The 5,889-nt window shown below is 46.0% G+C and carries 7 protein-coding genes and 1 pseudogene; all 8 read left to right on the forward strand.

Annotated elements, in window-relative coordinates; genetic code table 11:
- Nucleotides 1-172 precede the first annotated feature (172 nt).
- The 8 genes and pseudogenes from DEH07_08665 to DEH07_08700 all read left to right on the forward strand — a co-directional run bounded on the left by DEH07_08665 (nt 173) and on the right by DEH07_08700 (nt 5,779).
- Complete coding sequence (locus DEH07_08665) at nt 173-373, forward strand: 50S ribosomal protein L31 (protein HBY04574.1); 201 nt, start codon at nt 173-175, stop codon at nt 371-373.
- A 45-nt stretch (nt 374-418) separates the two neighbouring features.
- On the forward strand, nt 419-1,297 hold the full coding sequence (locus DEH07_08670) for a DUF1385 domain-containing protein (protein HBY04575.1): 879 nt from the start codon (nt 419-421) through the stop codon (nt 1,295-1,297).
- The gene (locus DEH07_08675; GenBank protein HBY04576.1) at nt 1,287-2,360 is read left to right on the forward strand and encodes a peptide chain release factor 1; all 1,074 of its coding nucleotides are present in this window, start codon (nt 1,287-1,289) and stop codon (nt 2,358-2,360) included. The genes DEH07_08670 and DEH07_08675 overlap by 11 nt, the downstream gene beginning before the upstream one ends.
- A gap of 4 nt (nt 2,361-2,364) precedes the next feature.
- The gene (prmC, locus tag DEH07_08680) at nt 2,365-3,252 is read left to right on the forward strand and encodes a peptide chain release factor N(5)-glutamine methyltransferase (GenBank protein HBY04577.1); all 888 of its coding nucleotides are present in this window, start codon (nt 2,365-2,367) and stop codon (nt 3,250-3,252) included.
- A 373-nt stretch (nt 3,253-3,625) separates the two neighbouring features.
- Complete coding sequence (locus DEH07_08685; GenBank protein HBY04578.1) at nt 3,626-3,745, forward strand: hypothetical protein; 120 nt, start codon at nt 3,626-3,628, stop codon at nt 3,743-3,745.
- A 167-nt stretch (nt 3,746-3,912) separates the two neighbouring features.
- Nucleotides 3,913-4,272, forward strand: coding sequence for a hypothetical protein (locus DEH07_08690; GenBank protein HBY04579.1), 360 nt, complete (start codon nt 3,913-3,915; stop codon nt 4,270-4,272).
- Between the two features lie 190 nt (nt 4,273-4,462).
- Nucleotides 4,463-5,011, forward strand: a complete 549-nt coding sequence (locus DEH07_08695) for a hypothetical protein (protein HBY04580.1) — start codon at nt 4,463-4,465, stop codon at nt 5,009-5,011.
- A gap of 189 nt (nt 5,012-5,200) precedes the next feature.
- Nucleotides 5,201-5,779 (forward strand): annotated as a pseudogene (locus tag DEH07_08700) (DNA methyltransferase).
- Nucleotides 5,780-5,889: the final 110 nt, after the last annotated feature.

The following is a 5,889-nucleotide window of genomic DNA, read 5'->3' on the forward strand; positions in this document are numbered from 1 at the left end:
CCCCATGCCTGTATAACGCAGCGCCATGAGGAGGATGCAGGGTAGTTATTTTCAGGACAGATATCAGAAAGAACTCCAAAAATGCTTGTCAGATAAGGAAAGATTCTTGCTAAGGCCGACCCCTTGTGCTATAATTTTTAAGGTCTCAAAGTAATAAAGAGGAGTTTTTTAGATGAAAAAAGATATTCATCCCCAGTATCACAAAGCAAAGATAACCTGCATCTGCGGTGAGACATTTGAAACGGGATCCACCAAAAAGGAAGTACGTGTTGAAATATGCTCCAAGTGCCATCCTTTTTATACCGGTTCGCAGCGTACCGTAGAAACAGGCGGACGGGCGGATCGTTTCCGTAAAAAATACGGCCTGAAATAATGTTTTGAAACAACTTAAGAAAGGCCTGATAAGGGGTTTTAATTGATGGGCTCTGTTCAATACGGAGGCCAGGCTGTTATTGAGGGTGTAATGATGCGGGGACAGCGTACGTGGGCTGTTGCCGTACGGCGTCCCGATCAGAGTATCGCCCTGGATCTAAACCCGATAAGTTCAGTCACTAAAAAAATACCAATCCTCGGATGGCCTTTTTTACGCGGCACAATAGTGCTTTTCGAGTCGCTGATAATTGGCTTAAAGGCCTTGAACTTCTCGGCGGAACAAGCGACAGGCGAGGAAGAGGAAATAAAAGGCTGGGAGATGGCACTGACCTTTCTGGTCGCCTTTGCCCTGGCCATATTTCTTTTTGTCGTTTTGCCCACCGGGATCACTCATTATCTGGCGCCTGGCGTCAAAGGCAATTTTTTGCAGAATCTGATCGAGGGAGCGATACGGTTCCTGGTCTTTGTCCTTTATATATACGGCGTTGGGCGGATGCCTGATATCCGCAGGGTTTTTCAGTACCACGGCGCTGAGCACAAGGTAATCAACACCTTTGAAGCCGGAGATGAGTTATCAGTCGGCAATGTTATAAAACACACAACTTATCATCCCCGCTGCGGAACCAGTTTTATACTTATTGTTTTGGTTTTAAGCATCTTCTTATTTTCACTTCTTCCTGATATAAACTTCTTATGGAGAGTTCTTTCCCGGATTGTGCTGCTGCCGGTTTTAGCCGGGCTTTCCTATGAATTGCTCAAATTTTCGGCCAAATACCAGAATTTTTTTATCTGCCGGTTGTTTATCGGTCCGGGGCGCTGGCTGCAGAAGCTGACCACGGGGGAGCCGGACAGGGAGCAGGTTGAGGTGGCCATTTCAGCACTGCAGGCGGTCTTACCTAAAGAGGGTGAAGTAGTTGTTCGATAAACTTGACGCTCTGGAAGAGCGTTACGACTCATTAAATAAATTAATCGGGGATCCCGAGATTATCGCCGATTACGAACACTGGCAGCAGTATGTCAAAGCCCACTCGGAACTTAACGACGTGGTAGCCCTGTACCGGGATTATAAAAAAGTCCTCCGGGAGATAGAGGGAACAAAAGAGATGCTTGCGGGGGATGTTGAGGATGAGGATTTCAGGGAACTGGCCGAGGCTGAGCTGAATCAGCTGCTGGAAAAAAAGGATTTGCTGGAAAAAAGGTTGCGTGTTCTCCTGCTGCCCCGGGATCCGGACGATGAGAAAAATGTGGTCATGGAAATCAGAGCCGGAACGGGCGGTGAGGAAGCGGCGCTGTTTGCGGCGGATCTGTTCCGTATGTATATACGCTACGCCGAACAAATGGGCTGGAAATGTGAAATAATGAGCACAAGCCCTACTGACCTTGGAGGAATTAAAGAAATCATTTTCCTTATCGAGGGGAAGGGAGCGTTCAGCAGGCTGAAATTTGAAAGCGGGGTACACAGGGTGCAGCGGATTCCGACTACTGAATCCGGCGGGCGTATCCATACATCCGCTGCGACAGTGGCGGTTTTGCCGGAAGCACAGGAAGTTGATGTGGATATTAACCCTGAAGACCTGCGTATTGATATCTTTTGCTCCACGGGGCCGGGAGGGCAGTCGGTAAATACAACACAGTCAGCGGTAAGAATTACCCATCTCCCGTCGGGAATTACGGTAAGCTGCCAGGATGAAAAAAGCCAGCACAAAAACAAGGACAAAGCGATGAAAGTATTACGGGCCAGGCTGCTTGACCGTGTTCAGGAAGAGCAGCGGGAAAAGACCGCCAGCATGCGCAAACTTCAGGTAGGCAGCGGGGACCGCAGCGAAAGGGTACGGACCTATAATTTCCCCCAGAACAGGGTTACCGACCACCGGATCGGTTATACAAGTCACCGCCTGAACGAAATAATGATCGGTGAGCTGAGCGATATTATAGCTAATTTGATGGAAGCTGACCAGTATGAGCGTCTTCAGCAGCTGAGTGTCTGATCTTATGCCGTGTAAGTTGAAAAGCCGGAACAGGAGTATAAATTGGGCGCTGGCCTGGGCCAGGGCCTATCTTAATGATCAAGGCATAAAAACCCCTTATCTTGACGCCCAGGTTCTTTTAGCCCATTGCCTGGGTATGGACATAGCCGGTCTGTACCGGGAAGGTGAGCGCCAGTTAAGTCCACAGGAGAAAGACGCATTCTGCAAGCTGGTGCAAAGAAGGGGAAAAAGTGAACCTGTGGCTTATCTGACAGGCCGCAAGGAATTTATGGGCCTGGATTTTGAAGTATGCCGGGATGTTTTAATCCCCCGGCCGGAAACCGAGCTTTTGGTTGAAAAAGCTCTTGAACTTTATTCAAATTATTGGCCTGGCAAGCCTGTAATTTTCGCTGATGCAGGAACAGGCTGCGGAAACATTGCGGTTAGTTTGGCTAAGGAACTTCCGCTTTCCAAAATATACGCCGTGGATATATCTCCCTGCGCCCTTAAAATTGCTAAAAGAAACGCCGGTGTTCACAGAGTCGGGGGAAAGATTGTTTTTAGCCGGGGAGATCTGTTGGCGCCCCTGGGCGGTTTGGGACTGGAGGGAAAGGTTAGCCTAATCACAGCAAACCTGCCGTATATTAAATCAGCTGAGATAGACAGCCTGATGCCTGATGTCGGTCTGTTCGAGCCCAGGGAAGCGCTTGACGGAGGTCCGGACGGTTTGGATTTGTACAGGCGGCTGATTCCCCAATCATTATGTTATTTAACGAAGCCCGGTTTTCTTTTAATGGAGATAGGCCCGGAACAAGGAAAGGAAATTGCGTCTTTTCTGGATATCTCCGGATGGAAGTATGAATGTCTATGCGACCTTGCCGGACGGGACAGGCTGGTTGTTGCCTGTCCTTAAATAAAAATATGAAGCGGAAAGATCCACACAAAGTGAACTTAACTTCCCGCTTCTGTCAAACGTCCATAAAAGGACGTTGTCTTTATTTTCCCGAAATGGTTTTGATTTATACAAATACTTTAAATCTATAAAAAAAGTGCGCCCGAAGGCGCAAAAAAGAACCGGGGGCTATCTTCTGTTGCGTGCCATATCCAACAGCCCCAGGGCAATATGAGCGGCCCCGAAACCAATCGCTCCTGCAGCTAGCGGGCCGCTTAAGGCAGTCGCTCCAATTGTCGTAACCGCTGCGCCAAGTCCTGTAACCACCCAACTGGTAGTAGCTTTTTTCATTTTTTTCACCCCTTTTTTATATATGATATTATTGAAATAATTAGTGACAAAAAAGAAACTTGGATACTGGCGCAGTGTTCTTCGCATGGCGGCGCTTTGTCATGATTTGGGTCACCTGCCGTTTTCCCACGCTGCGGAGAAGGAGTTATTGCCGGAAGGGTGAGATCATGAACTTCTCACTATTGAGATAATCCGCAGCGAAGAAATGAAAAATATCTGGGAAGGAATGACACCCCCGCTTCGTTCGGAAGATATTATTAAGCTGGCAGTTGGCCCTAAGAAGTGCAAGGATTTAACAAACTGGGAAGCAATCCTGTGCGAATATTACCCATGTCTACCAGTGAAGAACACGCTTCCGTTGAACCTGCTCTTGGTATTGAAGAAGGCGGACTCCATTCTGCGGAAGCTCTGCTGTTAGCCCGTTACTTTATGTATTCACAGATGTATTTTCATCATGTACGAAGAATTTATGATATTCATTTAAAAGATTTTCTAATTGAGTGGTTACCTGAAGGCAGGTTTCCAATAAATATTGAAGAATTGTTGAAGATAACGGATAATGAGGTCCTGGCGGCGCTCCTGGCGGCGGCAAGAATAGAATCCGGAAAAGGATACGGTCCTGCCCGCCGGATTGTCAAAAGGGAGCATTACAAAAAAGAGATACATATACGGCTAAAGACAGCGACATAGGATTTCCTGTTTTACACAGTGACGGACGAATCTATACATCATACGAACTGTCAAATATTATCCAAAGACTCCCCGTTCCTTCTTTTGACTATATTTTCATTAAACCCGATTTATTGAAGGAATCCAGCGAATGGCTAAAAAAGAACAGGTCTGACATTATAAAAACTTTTTCTTTGGAGGATTAATCTTTATGGAAGGCACTAAGCGCCAGGCAGTGGTAGTATCCTTAATTAAAAATATGGGCGATAACGGTAGCTGGTGCGGTGAAACCCACATACAAAAAAGTCTTTACTTTCTACAAGAAATGTTGGGTGTGCCACTTAACTTTGATTTTATTCTTTATAAACACGGGCCTTTTTCTTTTGATTTAAGGGATGAGCTCGCTGTTATGAGAAGCAATTTGCTTGTCGAACTAAAAAGCAAGCCATATCCATACGGCCCGTCGTATCTTCCCGGCGAGGCTGCGGAAAGGTTACAGGAACTTTATCCGAAAACCTCTCAAAAATACAAACCGCAAATTATTTTTATCTCAGAAAAGTTATCAGGACTTAGTGTTGCTGAACTGGAACGGTTAGCTACAGCATTATATGTAACACTGGAAGAGGGCAGGAACCAAAATGCCTTAATAAGGGCAATAAGAATAAATGAACTGAAGCCCCATATAAAAATAGACGAAGCGCAAAAAGCTGTTGGGAAAGTCGATTCTATAATAAGGGAAGCAGAAAAGGAATTCCATTAGTTTTTAAAATTTGTTAAACTGCCGATGTAAGATTAATACAGCTTGCATTACCCACTCTGATTACTAAACGTTAAGGCCTATCTTTACTATGAAATTTTTATCCTGTCATACTAAAAAAGAACTAGCTACAGACGGTATCAATGAAACCGCCATAACTTTAGATTTTATCATCACAGTAAGGAGCAAAAAATGATCACGGGCGAAATCCGCAACAAGGTTGATAAAATATGGACTGACATCTGGGCGGGTGGGATCACCAACCCCCTGACCGTCATCGAACAGCTTACCTACCTGATGTTCATACGGTCGCTAGACGAGAAGGAACTGGAAACAGAACAAACCGAAGCTCTTAGCGGAGAAACGCTGCCCAAGATATTTCATCAGAATAAAGACGGGCAGGCCATGCGCTGGAGCAGGTTTAAGACAATGGACTCCCGTAAAATTTACGATATTGTCGGCCAAAAAGTATTTCCGTTTATAAAAGCCATGAACGGCGAGAATAACTCATCTTTTTCCCGCTACATGCAGGACGCTCTGTTTTTAATCCCGACTCCGCAGGTGCTGCAAAAGATCATTACGGGCCTGGACGAGCTTTACGAACACGACATCAAAGATCTGGACATGCAGGGGGATCTGTACGAATACATGCTGGGCAAGCTGGCTACCGCAGGACAGAACGGCCAGTTCAGAACGCCAAAGCACATCCGGCATATGATCGTGCGCCTGCTCGATCCCGGACCGGACGATAAAATCTGCGACCCCGCCTGCTGTTTTAAACAATGAAAAACTACCGAATAAAGCGGCAAATTTTTCACAAAGAATTGCCGGTGAAATTTCCAGCTGATAAAAAAAAAAGTGCTTCCCTTTGATTCCTGACA

It is taken from the genome of Desulfotomaculum sp. (genome assembly GCA_003513005.1).
Lineage (GTDB): Bacteria > Bacillota > Desulfotomaculia > Desulfotomaculales > Nap2-2B > 46-80.